Below are 15,673 nucleotides of genomic sequence, written 5' to 3'. Positions count from 1 at the left end.
AATTCCGCCAACATCTTGCCAGTCTCCGCCAGAGTGCATGAAGCGGAATGGAGAAGGGAGACACGATGCCACAAGCTCCGAACATACTACTCATAATGACCGATCAGCAGCGGTGCGATTCGTTAGGCTGCTATGGAGGTCGTATAGCCCGTACGCCGGTACTGGACCGGCTTGCAGCAGAAGGGGCCTTATTCGAGAACGCATGCGTCAACGCAACAATCTGCACGCCGAGCCGCGCCAGCCTGATGACCGGCAAGCCGCTGCCGGGACATGGCGTCTACAAGCTGCATGACAATTTGCCTGAAGATCAGGTTTTGTTTCCGAAGCTGCTGCAACGAAAAGGCTACAGAACGGCTTTGTTCGGCAAGCTTCATGTAAGCGGAAGAGTAACCGAAGCCAACCAAAGACATCCTCACGACGGATTCAACGTCTATGAGCTCTGCAACGATCCGACTCTGCATTTGGACAGCGAGCTGAATGCCTATGCGGCTTGGATTCGCGAGCATCACCCGGATTTTTGGGCTCGACTGCAGGAAGAAAATCGCAATCTGAAGCATTTTCCGATAGACGCTCACCATACGTATTGGGCCGCTGACCGGACGATCGATTTTCTGGAAAGGCAAACGGACGAGCAACCGTTCTTTTGCATGATGAGCCTATTTGACCCACACGATCCGTACGACGATTATCCGCTTGAGGCTTTGGACACGATCGACGGCAGCCGAATCGGAGCTGGCGGACCGGCGACGGATCGGCTGACAGACGTTCCGGATGGCGTACACCGAGAAAAACGCAAATATGTAGGCCGATATGCGGACAAAGAGATTTCCGATGATCTCTGCCGGGGTTACCACGCATCCGTCGGTTTCCTCGACCAACAGATTGGAAGGGTATTACGTAAGCTGGAGGAATGCGGATTCGACGATCGAACATTGGTTATTTTTGTAAGTGATCATGGTGAGATGCTGGGGGATAAACAACTCTATACGAAAGGCGCTTACTTTTACGATGCTTGCGTCAAGGTGCCGTTTCTGTTGAAAATGCCGGGAACGATTCCTCCCGGCGTACGCAGGCAGCAGTTGGTCCAGCTCCACGATATTGCCGCTTCCGTAGTGGCGGCTGCTGGATTCGGTCCGGATGAGCTGGATCAGTTGATGCCCGATGCGATCAACGTGCTTCCCTTGGCTGCGGACAATAAACCAGGACGGGATTATGCAGTTACCCAATATCGAAATTCCGGGTACAGCGATCAAGGAAGTTACTGGACCCCATCGCTGAACTGCACGATGTTCCGAGATAATCGGTACAAACTCCATCTGTATCACGATGTGCCGGAGGGAGAGCAGCGTCAGGAAGGGGAACTATTCGATACGGCTGCCGACCCGGGCGAAGAGATTAATTTATGGTACGATCCCGCCTATGCAGACGTGAAGCTGCGTCTACTGCTTCGTTTTACGGACTGGACGGTTCAACAAGAGAACCGGTATGTGTCGGGCCGAGGCGGAGAGGCGGTTACCTGGTAAAGTCAACGAAATACTCGTGAACAGCGGCTTTTATTGCATGAAAATTAAGAAAGGTTGCGGACTCGGGTGTAAATCAAGGGCAAACTTACAGCCGCAGGAAGGATGCTGCTATACAATGAGAAGAAGCTGACGCACTTTTAGCGCCAGCGAGGTCAATCGATCACTCCTCCAAATTGTGTTTGCTTCCGACAAGTCCATAAAAAAACAGTTTCGTGAGGTCTCCCGTCATCTTTTGAAGATGCGGAAAGGCCTCTTCTTTTTGCATATAATCCTTGAACATTTGAATGAACACGAGGACCGATTCGTTCGATAATCCGGGATCGACATAACCCTCCTGTCTGCCTTCATCAATTAATGTGATCAGCCGCGGCAATATTTGTTCCTGCATCATCTTTTCCAGATAAGGGACGCCGGCGGCGTACTTTTTCATGAAATGGGTAAAGGCGTCGGGGTGCACTTGATTTGCCGAATCGATCTTGGTAAACATCATGTTTTTAATTTTTTCGATAAAAGGCAAGTCACTGGACAGCATCTTTTCATATTCCGACCATAACTGATCGAGATAATAAACGAGCATTTCCTCGACAAGATTATGTTTGCTGCCGAAATAGTTATAAATCGTTACTTGCGATACGTTGGCCTGGCTGGCAATTTCCGCGATGGACACTTTCTGAATGCCGTAAGTCAAAAACAGGTCGACGGCTGTCCGCAAGATGTCCTTTTTTTTCTGCTCTCTGCGTCTCTGGTATCCGTCCATTTCCATTCACCTCAGCAACAAGTTTATCTTAAGTTATGAAATAAAACAATGAACAGAGTTCAAAAGAGATTGAAAGCGAATGTATTATCATATAATATGAAAGATATGAATAAAAATATTTCAAAACATTAATGGGAGGACACGGTCATGTCTTTGTTGCGAGTTAGGAACTTGTCCAAGAAATTCGGCGCATTTACGGCGCTGGACGGAGTGAATCTGGAAGTAAACAGCGGAGAAATATTCGGATTCATTGGCCCGAACGGCGCGGGTAAATCGACGACCATTCGTGTACTGCTCGGCGTATTGCGAGCTACCTCTGGCGAGGCCCGATTGTTTGGGAAGGATGCATGGCATGATGCGGTCGAGATCCACAAGCGTCTCGCCTACGTACCTGGCGACGTGAATCTGTGGCCCAATTTGACTGGCGGCGAAGTGATTGATTTGTTCATCAAATTGCGAGGAGGATGCAGCAGTAGCAAGCGGGAAGAGCTCATTCAGAAATTCGATCTGGACCCGACGAAGAAATGCAGGACCTATTCCAAAGGAAACAGGCAAAAAGTAGCTTTGATCGCGGCATTTTCCTCCGACTCGGATTTGTATATTTTAGACGAACCAACCTCCGGGCTGGACCCTTTGATGGAAAATGTCTTTCAGGATTGCGTAATGGAAGTGAAGAAGCATGGGAAGAGCGTTCTGCTGTCCAGCCACATTTTGTCCGAAGTGGAACGTCTATGCGACAAGGTTGGAATTATTCGACAGGGGAAGATCATTGAGAGCGGCACCTTGCAGGAAATGCGTCACCTGACCCGCACACACGTTAAGGTGGAAACGAAACAAGCGGTTCCCTCGATCGATCGGCTGAACGGTATTTACGAGTTGGAAGCGAATGGCGCCGCTTTGTCCTTCCAAATAGATACAGAAGAGATGGATCACGTTATTCGGCATCTAAGCCAGTTCGGCATTGTGAAGCTGGAATGTTCGCCGCCTACGCTCGAGGACATTTTCATTCGCCACTATGAAGCAACCGGAGGAGGCTATCGCTCATGAGTTATCCGTTATTGGCCGGAATGGGCCGATTGATCGGTTTTATCGTGAGGCTCGATCGAATGCGCGTTCCACTATGGATGCTGGGCATTGCCTTTTTCACCTTGATAGTGCCGCCCGCATTGTCCGAGATATACGGTTCCCAGCAGGAAAGAGATGTCATGGCCGGGTCGATGGCCAACCCTGCCATGACGGCGATGCTCGGGCCGGGGGAGCTGGACAACTATACGATTGGGGCTATGACCGCACACCAGATGCTGCTTTTGACGGCTCTTGTTGTCGGTCTTATGGCTATTCTGCTCGTGGCGCGTCATACGAGGGGCGATGAGGAAGAGGGACGTATGGAACTGGTCCGCTCGCTCCCGGTTGGCCGCCTTTCCTGGCTGAACGCAACGTTAGTAGTACAGGTTGGAATATTTGCGCTGCTTGCGGCAGTTACGGGGATCGGTCTGACTATGCTTGGGGTGGAAAGTATGGATTTGGAAGGATCGCTTTTGTATGGGGTGATCCTTGGGGCAACCGGCCTAGTATTCGCGGGAGTGGCAGCTCTGTTTGCCCAGCTTTCGGACAATTCCCGCGGCACGATCGGTTATTCCATTGCGGTGCTTTTGATTTCTTACTTGGTCCGTGCGGCCGGCGACGTCGGCAATGAGACGCTGTCCTGGCTGTCTCCGCTCGGATGGGTGACGAAGGCAGGCGTATATTCGGTCAACAATTGGGGAGTTGTGGCCTTGATGACGGCGTTTGCTCTGCTTCTTTTTATCGTTGCAAACGGGCTGCATGCAATCCGGGACCTGGACAGAGGCTTTATACCGTCGAGACCGGGCAGATCGCGCGCCTCCCGCTTTCTGCAGAGCCCGATCGCACTCGTCTTTCGGCTTCAGCGCACCGGGTTGTTCGCATGGGCGATCGGGATGTATGTACTCGGCGCATCGTATGGTTCGATTCTCGGCGATCTTGAAGGGTTTCTCGGAAACAACGAAATGGCGGGTAAAATGCTGGGCGAGGCTGAAGGTTTAACGATAACCGAACAATTCATTGCGCTCCTCATGACAGTCATGACGCTTGCAGCAACGATTCCACCGATTTTAGTTGTAAACAGGCTTCGAGGCGAAGAAAAGAAGGGCCTCATCGACCCGCTGCTGGGCAGGGCGGTCTCTCGTGACAGTTTGCTGGGAAGTTACTTGCTTGCTGCGATTGTCATCGGGTTCGTAATGGTTTTGCTTGCCGTACTTGGCCTATGGTCTGCCGGTAACGCTTCGATGGAGAACGGTTTGAACTTCGGCACGATCTACGGAGCGGCGGCAGTGTATTATCCGGCCATCCTTGTTATGATCGGCATCTCGGTTTTATTCACAGGTTGTTTCCCGAAGATGACCACTGTGAACTGGTTATACCTGATCTATTCGTTTGTTGTCTTATTCATGGGAGGATTGCTTCAACTGCCGGACTGGATGAAGCAGGTAACGCCCTATGGCTATGTGCCGCGCGCACCTGTTGAAGATGTGACGTTCCTGCCGTTGTTTGTGCTTGGCGTTATCGCGATCGTGCTGATTACGGCTGGCTTTGTCGGGTTCAGAAGGCGGGATATGGAGACGTTGTAGCTGGACAAGGAGCTCTTTAGTACATTTGGTAATAACGAAAACGGAGCCACGTGGGTTTGCGGGGACTCCGTTTTCTAATTCATTTCGGAAGACCAGAGAACTTCGCGTTCATGACATTGGTTGCAGTCTACAATAATTGAGTAGGATCACAGCAACCGAATTTATATATTCTTTACACCGGTATAACATCCCGATAACAATCGGCTTTTATTCTGATAGAAGATTGCTTTGCATCATTTTGTAATCGATTATTTCTTGAAAAGGATAAAAAAAGATGAGTTCCGTCAAAGATGTCGCCAAGCTGGCAGAGGTTTCGGTGGCAACCGTTTCTAGAGTGTTGAACCAGGATCCCACCGTGAAAACGAAAAATCGGCTCAAAGTGCTGAAAGCAATTGATGAATTGCATTTTTCGCCGAATATTTTGGCCAAAAACTTAAGAAAAAAATCCAGCTCCACAATTGTGATCGTCATGTCTTCGATCTCGAACCCTTTTTTCGCGGATATTGTGAAGGGGGCGCAGGAAGCCATCCGAGATAGCAACGGCTACAACATGATCATCGGCACGACAGAGTGGCAGGCGGACACTTACAGGAACATGCTGAGGACGAATCAGGTGGATGGAATTTTGGTTATTTCTTCCTGGGCCAATGAACAGACCATTCAAGACTTGAACGCACACTATCCGGTTGTCATGTGCAATGAATATTATGAAAATATGAATCTCTCGTACGTAGCGATCGACAACCGGAAAGCAAGCTATGACGCCGCATGCGAGCTTCTGCAAAGAGGCTGCAAACATATCGTTTATGTGGCCGGCGCCAAGGATTCCAGCTCGGTCAAGGACCGTTTGGGAGGGTTCAAGCAGGCTTTGGCGGATGCAGGGGTGACGTTTCAGCCTCATTTTTTTGTACAGCCAAAAAAGGGGCGCGAGGAAATCGGGACCTTGCTAAACGATATGGTCGATCGAGGTATACCAATCGACGGCCTGCTAACCCATTCGGATTTATATGCCGCTCATATTTTAAAGGGAATGGAAGATCGGACGATACATCTTGATCGGAAAACCGGGTTGATCAGCTTCGCGGGAACCTTCGTTACCCAGATTACATCTCCCCGAATATCGTCCATTGTTCAACCCGCTTATGAGCTGGGTTTCACCTCCGTCCAATTGCTTTTGAGGAAAATTAAAAATAAAGAGATCCATAAAAGCAAACAGGTCATTTTAAACCACCAGCTTGTGATCAGGGAGACATAAATCCAGCATCCATCCGTCTTCTTTTTTTTGTGTCTATTTTGTAATCGATTACTTTTTGAATTGAAATCGAACCGTAAGCAGCTTGAAAGGGGTGATCGAATAGGGGTTCCACGTCAATGAGGTATCGGTCGGGTCGTTCAGTCGGATGGTTCAGCAGGACTTATTAAATTGACGAATCGGAGGGTTTTTTGTGGTCACAAAACGCAAAAATTACTTAGGCGGTTTGTTCTTGGCAGGATCAATCGTTCTAATCGCCGGATGCGCAGGCGGCGAAGAGGCTAGCAATACAGTTGGGAACAACGCGGATTTGCCGCAGGCAAGTGACGAATATAGCGGAGGTCCCGTAGAACTGCTTGTTAAAGATCAGAATGCGGCTTTAACGGAAAGTGAATTTGAGAAAATCGCGCGTCAGGTGAAAGTGAAATATCCGGATATATCGCTCAAAATGACAAAAGACCCCATCGATACGCTGCTCGCTGCCGGCACGGTTCCGGATCTGGTGACGGTGAGCAATCCTTCCTTGGGCACGTATCTGGATATCGACTACCCCGAAGATTTAAATCCGATGATCAAACGTTTCAAAGTTGATTTGAATCGAATCGACCCGACTGTTTTGGAGACATTGAAACAATATGGCAAGGACGGGGGCATTTACGGCATCCCTTTTGGCATGAATTATGGCGCGATGGTTTACAACAAAGATATTTTTGATAAGTTCGGCGTCCCATATCCGACAGATTCGATTACATGGGAACAATTTCTCGATTTATCGAAACGGCTGACCCGCATGGACGGCGAGGTCCAATATATCGGAGGCACGCCCGATCGAATCATGAATTTATTAAAGCAAAACGGCATATCGAATATGGATGCCAAGGATGAAAAGGCGATACTGACCACGGAAAAACACCAGTATGTATTTTCCTACATGAAGGAATTGTTTGAAATACCGGGACTCGTAAACGATAAGGTGCACTTGCCGACGAATGTCAACAGCAACACAATCGCCATGAAATCGAACTGGATTGCCTCTTTCGCTGCTTTTTTTACCAAGAACCCGCCGGAATACGATTGGGACCTGACGGCTTATCCGGTGTTCAAGGACAAACAAACCGGTAATCCTGTCGACTTTCATATGATGACCGTATCGAAGACAAGTAAACATAAAGAGGCGGCATACCGGGTTCTGCTTACGATGATGTCCGAAGAAATGCAGCTTGCTCTAAGCAAATCGGGCCGCCTCTCGATCCTGAATGATCCGAATGTGAAATTAACGTATGCTTCCGACTCCAAAGTATTTGAAGGAAAAAACTTAAAAGCGGTGCTTTCGGTTCCCCCTTCCCCACTTCCGGATTACTCCACCTGGACACCGGCAGTCAAGCCGTTTATAGATAGCGCCCTCAAAGATATTGCCTATAACAAAAGCGATATCAATACGGCGCTGAGGGAAGCAGAAGAGAAAGCGAACCGTAAAATCGAGGAAGAACGGGCAATGAAGGGAATCAAATAAACCCCGCTCGACTGAATTCGCGGTTTCATAAACGAACTTTACATGGCGGATATGGCGCATGCCGGTATCCGCCATTCATCCAGTATGGTCCTGCAGCTTTAAACGTGCAGAAGCTTCATTATAACCGCTTGTTTTTTCTCACACCCGCAGGGAGGAAATAAATGTTACTATAGGGATCATGGGAGGGGTATTATGAGTCAAGTTGCGGAAAGGGAACGGTTGTACGGACTTCTCGGCAGACTACCTTCACGATCAAGGCCGATTTCGGCTCAATTGCTGGAGGAGCAGGAATACGATTCGTTCGTACTGGAGAAGCTCGTTCTGGATCTGAATGGAATCGAGCCAGTGCCTGCCTATTATTTGCGGGCAAAGCAGGCTTCGGACAAGGCGCCGGTCATGCTGTACAATCATGCCCACGGCGGAAAGTACGAGATCGGCAAGGAGGAAATCCTGCACGGACGCGGTGCGTTGCAGTCCCCGCCTTACGGGGAAGTATTGACCGCTCTCGGCATTTCGGTGCTCTGCTTCGACAGCTGGGCTTTCGGGGAGCGCAATGGCCGGAGCGAATCGGATATTTTCAAAGAAATGCTTTGGAATGGCCAGGTCATGTGGGGGATGATGGTGTACGACAGCTTGCGCGCCGTCGATTATGTAACAAGCAGAGCGGATGTAGATCCGGCTCGAATCGGGACGATGGGGATTTCGATGGGAAGCACGATGGCGTGGTGGCTTGCAGCCCTCGATACGCGCATACGGCTTGTTGTCGATATGTGCTGCATGACCGATTTTCAGGAGCTGCTAAAGGAGCAGAACGTTCGTAAGCACGGACTGTATTATTATGTACCCGATTTGCTCCATCATTTTACTACATCCCAAATTAACGCCTTGATTGCCCCCCGGCCGCATCTTTGTACGGCTGGCATCCACGATCCATTGACACCGGCTGCCGGATTGGACAAAATCGATGCCGAGATGAAGCGGGTGTATGCGGGGTACGGCGAGCCCGGGGCATGGTCGCTGCTCAGATACGATGCGGGACACGCAGAGACGGAAGAGATGCGCGAGTCAATCATCGAGTTTGTGCGGCAGCGATTATAACGCATTGGCCGAATGGAATGATTATGACATTTTTGGACGCAGCGCAGCTTAGCTTCAACGAATGATAAGAGGTTCAGGATACGTGATGTGGGAGTGAAGATAGGGATGGCCAATAAACCGAATGTGCTGCTGCTTATGACCGATCAGCAGCGCTGGGATACGCTGGGCTGTTACGGCAATCGGGTCATCGAAACGCCTAATCTGGATTGGCTGGCGTCACAGGGCACGGTGTTCACCAGCGCCTACAGCTCTACCCCTTCCTGCGTCCCTGCACGCGCCAGCCTGATTACGGGGATGAATCCGTGGAATACGGGAATATTGGGCACAGGCAAGGGCCAGGGGCCGATGGGAGTCGGGTTCGAACATACGCTGCCCGGAGAACTGGCGAAGTCCGGTTACCACACGCGAGGGATCGGAAAGATGAGTTTCCATCCGATGCGTGCTTTGAACGGTTTTCATCATACGGTATTGGACGAGTTCAACAAAGTGGATGAGCAAGGAATCGGATCCGATTTCCGTTCCTGGTTCGATCGGAACAAGACGGGGGATTACGAAATATTCGATCATGGCATCGGTCCGAATTCATGGATGGCCCGGCCGACGCATGCGCCAGAGTTTTTGCACCCCACGTTTTGGACGATCAAGGAATCGATCGAATTTCTGAACCGGCGCGATCCGACCAAGCCTTTCTTCCTGAAAGTGTCGTTCTCAAGGCCGCATTCCCCCTACGATCCCCCGGCGTTTTATTTCGATTTGTACGCGAACAAGAAAATGCCGGAGCCGCATGTAGGGGAGTGGGCGTCTATGCACGATGTACCCCAGGACGCCGCCAGCCCGGATGCGTGGAGAGGGGGGCGCAGTGCGGAAGAAACCCGGCGCGCTCGTGCCGGGTATTACGGATCGATTCACTTTATTGATCACCAAATCGGGCGTTTGCTGCAATTCATGACAAAGCATAAGCTGCTGCGCGATACCATTGTCATTTTCACCTCTGATCACGGGGATATGCAGGGGGATCACAACTTGTGGAGAAAAACGTATGCATACGAAGGATCGGCCCACATCCCCCTGATCGTCAAGCTGCCGGCCGGCATGGGAACGCCCGCAACACAGCGGGTGGAGAATCCCGTATGCTTGCAGGACATTATGCCGACCATTCTGGAAGCGGCCGGTACCCCTATCCCGCAGACGGTGGACGGCAGAAGCTTGCTGCCGCTTATGCAAGGCGAATGTCCGGACTGGAGGCCGTATGTGCACGGGGAGCATTCCACCTGTTACTCCGAAGAGCAGGAGATGCAATATTTGACCGACGGCAAATGGAAGTACATATGGTTTCCGCGGATCGGTTCGGAGCAATTGTTCGATTTGCGCCGCGACCCGGCAGAGTTGAACGATCTGGCGGGCAGCGAGGCGCACGCGTCCGAACTGCTGATGTGGCGGGAACGCTTGATCGGCGTGCTGGCTCCCCGCAGCGCCGGTTTGACCGATGGCAATCGGCTCGTTTGCCAAGCAGGCAAGCCGCCGATCGTGTCGCCGCATTATGCCGAGAGAACCCGGCGTTCGGGAGCGATGTTGTGAAAATTGTCGAGCAGTTCTCCATGTCCAAAACAGGGCAGCCTTGTGACAACGAAGATGCCATCGTTGTCACAGATCATTTTGCGGCAATCATCGACGGGATGACGCCGAAGGAAAAGGCGCTTTACGACGGTCAATCGTCGGCCCGGATTGCTGTTGACTTGCTGGCCCGGGAAATCAATAGCTTCAGCGCCGACATTCCATACCCGGATGCGGTAAGCAAGCTGACCCGCTGCTTGTACAGGTATTATAAGCAGCGCGGGATCCTTGAGGAAGTGTCGCTTCATCCGGCGAATAGAATGGCTGCGAGCCTCATCCTGTACAGCTCCTGCCGGAAAGAGCTTTGGCTCGTTGGCGATTGCCAATGCTTGATTGACGGTGTTCACGTGACAAACGAGAAGCTGGTTGACCACCTGCTCTCGGATTGGAGGAGCAAGCTTGTCGAGCAGTATTTGCTCAAGTATTCCGTGGATGAGCTTCTCGCCAATGACCGGAGCAGAGAAGATTTGTCCCGCTTTTTGGTCACTCAGTACGAGTTTCAGAACAACAGGTATGACTCTCTGTTATCTTATGCGGTATTGGACGGATTTCCGGTCCGTGAATCCGATATTAGAGTCATAGCCGTTTCGGACGCAAAAGTAATCGTAATGGCGAGCGACGGATACCCCGTTTTACAGGAAGACCGGCAGGAGTCCGAGAGGCTGCTGCACGAATTGCTTGCAGAGGATCCTTTATGTTATCGAAGTTACCGTTCGACCAAAGGCTTGACCAAAGGAAACGCGTCCTTTGACGACAGGTCTTACCTAAAGCTTCTCATCTAAATAACGACACAGTGGAGCGGTATTGCTTAATGAAGAACTTAAGTTTTGCAAGCTATGTTGACTTTTTTGGAAGCTTTATGAATAAAGGCAGCGCCTTGTTTTTGGCCGACCATCGGGGCTGCTGGAACGAAGCGCCTGAAAATTCGTTAGCCGCAATTCAAGACAGTATGAATAACGGGATCTATATTATTGAAATCGACGTTCAGCAAACGAAGGACGGCTATCTCATCCTGATGCATGACAGTACGGTTGACAGGATGACGAACGGAACAGGGAAAGTGTCCGAACTGAAGCTCGAGGACATTCAGCGATTGAATCTGAAGAGCAGGAACGGACGAGGCGAGGCAGTTCTGACCGAGGAAAGGATCCCGACGCTGGAACAGGCGTTGAGCTTGATCAAGGGAAAAGCGCTGGCCAATCTCGATAAATGCTGGCATCTCCGCGAACAGGTTGTCCGGCTGCTGGAGCAGACCGATTGTATGGAGCACGCCTTGTTAAAAAGCAGAGCCAATGTGGAGGAGGTCAACCACTTCCTGAGTACCGCCCCCAGCAATTTGAACTATATGCATAAAATAAACGAGAGCAACTATCAAGAACTTGATTTCATTTTGGAGGTGATTAACCCGGTAGCGATCGAAATCGGCTTTACAAGTGACAACAGCCCGGTTTTACAGGAAGTATTTCGCAAACGGCCGGGGGTCACCATGAATATCTGGGTGAACGCCTTGGACGGATCTAAGAACGGCGGGCACAATGACAGCTTGTCCTTAATAAACCCGGATCAGGGCTGGGGCTGGCTGCTAAAGCAGAACGTCAACATCATCCAGACGGATTATTCCTCCGAGCTCATGCGCTATATCAAAACGCTGACATAAGAAAAAGCAATAGCCTCCAAATCCGGCTTTCATACTGGAAGATCGCAATCCTCCTGTCCTCTCGGGCAGGTGATTGCGATCTTCTTCTCATTTGATGAGTGACGGTGGCTTTTCCGCATACGGTTAGATTAACCGGCATTTTTATCCGGCTGGTGGATCCCGAAAAGATTTCCCTCCGTATCGTGGTAGTAGCCTTGCCAGGCCATGCCGGGAAGTGCATACTTAGGCAACGCCACAGTGCCGCCGAGAGCAATAATTTTTTCTTCCGCGGCATCGTAATTGGCAACACTGATTGTACATGCATAGCCGTTAACCGCCTGGCCCTGCTTCGGGGAGGCTCCTTTCCGCTGCACCAGGGCTCCGTTGATCCCCATCTCCTCAGAGTCGCCCGTTACTGCTCCAAAATAAGGCATGCCCGCAAATTCGCTCCAATCCTCGAATGTCCAGCCAAACACTTCTCCGTAAAACGTCTTACCGCGTTCCATGTCGTCGACGTGGATTTCAAAGTGAACAACTCTTCCCATAGCTTCCTCCTTATTTTGGACGCCTCCATAGCTTTCTCTATAGAGGATGACCATTCCTGCCATTTCCCAACCGATTGCAACAATTTCGCTGCCAGTTGCAACACCCCCCTTTAAGTGCGAGTTCAAAAAGTCCGGTTTTCAGCACCGAGAAGATTGGATGAATCTAGGAAATGTTGAACAACCTCTTTACATAATATTAATTGGTCAAATAACACTTCGCCTTTTACAATAACTACAAACCGACGTTTTAACGACTGACGCTTCCGGTCCGATCAGCGAGAATGACTTACCCATAAGAGAGGAGCGTGCCGGCTATGCTGCGCAACTATTCGATCCGGCTGCAGCTGCTGTTCATCGGGATCATCATCCTGCTGCTGCTGATAGGAACAGTTCTGTGGAGCTATTACCGGATATTGGATATCACGTACGAACGCAACAGCGAATATACATCCGAGCTTATATCGACGATTAAGCAAAATATTGCCCAGACAGTCGACTCGGTCAATCGGATCATGCCCAACATTACGTACAATGAGACGATTCAGCAATATTTGATGGCAGATAACCGGCTGAAGCAGTTCGAGCTTCATGGCCAAATCGAGCCGCTTCTCGTCAATCTGCAGGCGATGAAGCAAGGGATCGTCGGGATCGTACTGCTGTCGACGGCAGGCGGGGGCTTTTATAACTGTGTCAATTGTGAAAACTATATCCCTTTTGGCGATATTCCGGAGCGCGCAGGGTCTCACTTTACAGGCGTATACCGATATCCGTTCACCAATCCGATGAGAAGCGTCGTCTACATCGGAGCTCCCGTCTACGATAAGAGAAATCTCGTACCGGCAGGCACCCGGATCGGATATGCGGTCATCGTGCTGGATGCGGGGGCCATCGCTCCGCAGATGGGCACGATGTCGGATCGGATCGCGGGAAGCTTCTACGTACTGGATCGTCATAACGTCGTGATGGGTGCCGCCGACGCTGCACATATCGGGTTGCCGATCGCGCAGGTGAATGCGCCCCTCGCTTTGCGAATCTCCCCGGCCCAGGCGGATCCCGTTGAATACCGGCATAACGGAGACAAATATGTCGTGCATACGGAATATATCGGCGATATCGGCGGAATGGCCGTTAGCGTAATTCCGGTGAAGGAGCTGTTTCGCGGGCTGGAGGAGGTGCAACTGCTGCTGATCGGCATATTTGGCGTGCTAAGCGTAATCATGTATTTGTTTTATAGCGCCATCAGCCGCAATATTTTACTTCCGCTCCGCTCCTTCATGACTTTTATCTACGGTTTGCGCGCCAAAGGGCTGGATAATCCGAACCGGAGAGTCGCGTTGAAAGGGTATGCGGAGATTAGTGTCATGGCCAAACAATTTAATTCGCTGCTCGATGAAATCGACGATTTGTCAGGAAGGCTTATTGCTTCGAAGACGCATATTTTTGAGCTTCAGTTGCTGCGAAAGCAAGCCGAGCTGCAGTTTCTGAAGAGCCAGATCAACCCTCACTTTTTGTATAACACGCTGGAAACGATCAAAGGCATTGCTTATGTGAAGGGCGTTCCTGAAATTCGCGAGATGACCAATTCGCTCGCCTGCATGTTCCGTTACAGCATTAAGGGGGAAGAGACCGTGATGCTAAAAGAGGAGCTGGAGATCGTTGAGGCGTACATCCGCATTCAACAAATCCGATTCTCGGACCGGTTTGACGTCCGGTTTGAAATCGGTGAAGAATGCCTGAGCCGCAAAGTAATGAAAATGATGCTGCAGCCGCTCGTCGAAAATGCAGTGTTTCACGGAATCGAACCTTCCCTGCACCGATGCAAATTAACAGTCGGCTGCATGATCGGTGCCGATAATGTCATGCGGCTATGGATTGAGGATGACGGCGTGGGGATGAATGGGGAAACGCTGGAGCGGATCCGCGGCAGCTTGGCCGGGAAGCCGCCTTTGCACGATACCGAACATCCCGGTTCCAGGCATATTGGTCTCATGAACGTGAATAACCGGATCAAATTCGCCTGCGGAGGCGAATATGGCATAACCACTATCGAGAGCGCCCCGAATAGCGGTACGCGGGTGTTTCTAACGCTTCCGGGAGGAGGTTTGTCACATGTATCGGGTCATACTGGCTGATGACGAGAAGTGGATTGCGGAAAGCTTGATTGGATCCGTCGACTGGAAGGAGCAAGGGTTTGAGATAGTCGCCATTGCTTCGAACGGCGCGGAGGCGATGCGCCTGATCGGAGAGATGAAGCCGGACGTCGCTTTTCTCGACATTCGAATGCCCGGCATGACCGGTCTGGAAGTCGTCCAGATGCTGCGTGATACTGGGTCCGAGGTCGAATGCGTCATGGCGAGCGGCTATGCGGAGTTCGAATACGCCCAGCAGGCACTGCGGTACGGCGCTGCGGGATATTGCCTGAAGCCGTTTCAAGCGGAGGAGATCGCCGGAATATTGAGTGAAGTGAAGGTGCGCATCGAGAAGGGGAAACAGCTCCGGAGCCATCTTCAGGAGCAGGAGCGGCCGGAGGAAGCCGCACTGGACTTGGATCTGGCGAAAGTGCGCGGGGAGGAAACCTTCACCAGAATCGTCCAATATGTGAAGGAGCATTTTCGCGAGCCGATCTCGCTTCCGGATATAGCCGGCCGGTTTTATATGCACCCGAACTACGTAAGCCAGCTGTTCAAGAAGGAGATGAACATGTCGTTCACCAAATTCCTTGCCGATATCCGGATGGAATATGCCGGTGAACTGCTCCGGACTACCTCGCTATCCGTCGGGGATATTGCCGAGCTGTCCGGCTACAACGACTATTTTTATTTCGCCCGTTTCTTCAAAAAATATACGGGAGTAACGCCCACCGAATACCGGAACCGGTTCTAAGGGGCATGCTCGCCGTATGCCGTATGTCCGGACTGCCGGCTGCGGCCCACGTCTGTTCCGCCGGAACCTGATCGCAGGGTTTCGGCGGCTTTTTCATTTGTGTCAAACGATCGGCTGCAATATCTTCAATATCTTCGAAATGTCCATAGAGCATCTAATAATCGTTCATACGGCTCAAGATGTACGGCGCTTATACTGGATTGG

General features: G+C 50.9%; 13 protein-coding genes. 11 read left to right on the top strand and 2 right to left on the bottom strand.

Annotated features, from left to right (window positions below; all coding sequences use genetic code 11):
• The first annotated feature begins 65 nt into the window (after positions 1-65).
• A complete protein-coding gene (locus IDH45_RS10005; RefSeq protein ID WP_190927078.1) occupies positions 66-1,523 on the top strand; it encodes a sulfatase family protein in 1,458 nt (485 codons plus the stop codon).
• Between the two features lie 160 nt (positions 1,524-1,683).
• On the opposite strand, the gene IDH45_RS10000 is transcribed toward IDH45_RS10005, so the two are convergent.
• Positions 1,684-2,280 (bottom strand): TetR/AcrR family transcriptional regulator, encoded by a 597-nt coding sequence (locus IDH45_RS10000; RefSeq protein WP_190927076.1) that lies wholly within the window; start codon positions 2,278-2,280, stop codon positions 1,684-1,686.
• Between the two features lie 147 nt (positions 2,281-2,427).
• Between IDH45_RS10000 and IDH45_RS09995 the strand changes: the two genes are divergently transcribed.
• The 8 genes from IDH45_RS09995 (at position 2,428) to IDH45_RS09960 (ending at position 12,062) form a co-directional block, all read left to right on the top strand.
• The gene (locus IDH45_RS09995) at positions 2,428-3,327 is read left to right on the top strand and encodes an ABC transporter ATP-binding protein (RefSeq protein WP_190927074.1); all 900 of its coding nucleotides are present in this window, start codon (positions 2,428-2,430) and stop codon (positions 3,325-3,327) included.
• Positions 3,324-4,928: an ABC transporter permease gene (locus IDH45_RS09990; RefSeq protein WP_190927072.1), complete on the top strand. Its 1,605-nt coding sequence runs from the start codon at positions 3,324-3,326 to the stop codon at positions 4,926-4,928. The genes IDH45_RS09995 and IDH45_RS09990 overlap by 4 nt, the downstream gene beginning before the upstream one ends.
• Before the next feature lie 274 nt (positions 4,929-5,202).
• Positions 5,203-6,183, top strand: coding sequence for a LacI family DNA-binding transcriptional regulator (locus IDH45_RS09985; protein WP_190927070.1), 981 nt, complete (start codon positions 5,203-5,205; stop codon positions 6,181-6,183).
• Between the two features lie 229 nt (positions 6,184-6,412).
• A complete protein-coding gene (locus tag IDH45_RS09980; RefSeq protein ID WP_190927068.1) occupies positions 6,413-7,693 on the top strand; it encodes an ABC transporter substrate-binding protein in 1,281 nt (426 codons plus the stop codon).
• A gap of 192 nt (positions 7,694-7,885) precedes the next feature.
• Positions 7,886-8,791 carry an alpha/beta hydrolase gene (locus IDH45_RS09975; RefSeq protein ID WP_190927067.1) on the top strand — a complete coding sequence of 302 codons (906 nt, stop codon included), beginning with the start codon at positions 7,886-7,888 and terminating at the stop codon, positions 8,789-8,791.
• A gap of 105 nt (positions 8,792-8,896) precedes the next feature.
• Positions 8,897-10,369 (top strand): arylsulfatase, encoded by a 1,473-nt coding sequence (locus IDH45_RS09970; protein ID WP_190927065.1) that lies wholly within the window; start codon positions 8,897-8,899, stop codon positions 10,367-10,369.
• On the top strand, positions 10,366-11,187 hold the full coding sequence (locus IDH45_RS09965) for a hypothetical protein (protein WP_190927063.1): 822 nt from the start codon (positions 10,366-10,368) through the stop codon (positions 11,185-11,187). The genes IDH45_RS09970 and IDH45_RS09965 overlap by 4 nt, the downstream gene beginning before the upstream one ends.
• 77 nt (positions 11,188-11,264) lie before the next feature.
• Positions 11,265-12,062 carry a glycerophosphodiester phosphodiesterase family protein gene (locus IDH45_RS09960; RefSeq protein WP_190927061.1) on the top strand — a complete coding sequence of 266 codons (798 nt, stop codon included), beginning with the start codon at positions 11,265-11,267 and terminating at the stop codon, positions 12,060-12,062.
• A gap of 128 nt (positions 12,063-12,190) precedes the next feature.
• On the opposite strand, the gene IDH45_RS09955 is transcribed toward IDH45_RS09960, so the two are convergent.
• Complete coding sequence (locus IDH45_RS09955; RefSeq protein ID WP_190927060.1) at positions 12,191-12,586, bottom strand: VOC family protein; 396 nt, start codon at positions 12,584-12,586, stop codon at positions 12,191-12,193.
• Between the two features lie 314 nt (positions 12,587-12,900).
• Between IDH45_RS09955 and IDH45_RS09950 the strand changes: the two genes are divergently transcribed.
• A complete protein-coding gene (locus IDH45_RS09950; RefSeq protein ID WP_190927058.1) occupies positions 12,901-14,718 on the top strand; it encodes a sensor histidine kinase in 1,818 nt (605 codons plus the stop codon).
• The gene (locus IDH45_RS09945) at positions 14,696-15,469 is read left to right on the top strand and encodes a response regulator transcription factor (protein WP_190927056.1); all 774 of its coding nucleotides are present in this window, start codon (positions 14,696-14,698) and stop codon (positions 15,467-15,469) included. Before IDH45_RS09950 ends, IDH45_RS09945 begins: the two co-directional genes overlap by 23 nt.
• The last annotated feature ends 204 nt before the right edge of the window (positions 15,470-15,673 follow it).

Source organism: Paenibacillus oceani (assembly GCF_014705615.1).
GTDB lineage: Bacteria > Bacillota > Bacilli > Paenibacillales > NBRC-103111 > Paenibacillus_AB > Paenibacillus_AB oceani.
Note: the sequence above shows the minus strand (reverse complement) of the source record. Positions and strands in the feature narration are given on the sequence as shown.